The organism is Methylobacterium sp. E-065 (assembly GCF_022829605.1).
Taxonomy (GTDB): Bacteria; Pseudomonadota; Alphaproteobacteria; order Rhizobiales; family Beijerinckiaceae; genus Methylobacterium.
Genome location: NZ_JAKSYD010000076.1, coordinates 1 through 478 on the forward strand (window position 1 = coordinate 1; position 478 = coordinate 478).

Sequence of the window (478 nt, forward strand, 5' to 3'; positions counted from 1 at the left end):
TCACCTCTACGGCCCTTGGCCGCCATATCCGCCCCTTCAGATGCGCTAAGTTCCCCGCAATGTTCAACCAACGCCAGGCGGTGCTGGCCGCCCATCTGGGCTCCGACCCGCGGACCCGGGGCGGATGGGCACCCACGCAGAAGCTCAGCAACGTCCCGCGCATCACCGCGATCGGGCCGGTGCTGCGCAAGACCTCTCTCGACGAGCTGCCCCAGCTCCGGAACGTGCTACGCGGCGAGATGAGCCTGGTCGGGCCGCGCCCGATCGTGCCGGCCGAGGTCGCCCGCTACGGCCGCGCGTTCCAGACCTGCTTTGCCGTGCCCCCTGGCGTGACCGGGCTGTGGCAGGTGTCGGGCCGCTCGGACACGAGCTACGCCGAGCGGGTGGCGCTGGATCTGGACTATGCCAGCCGCTGGAGCCTGCGCCGGGACATCGCGATCATGCTGCGCACCATCCCGGCGGTGCTGGCCCAGCGCGG

At 71.1% G+C, this 478-nt stretch carries 1 protein-coding gene; it reads left to right on the top strand.

The window, feature by feature from the left end; all coding sequences use genetic code 11:
* Positions 1-59: 59 nt before the first annotated feature.
* Positions 60-478 (top strand): sugar transferase (locus MKK84_RS07760; RefSeq protein WP_409566462.1); only part of this gene is annotated, 419 nt, incomplete at its 3' end.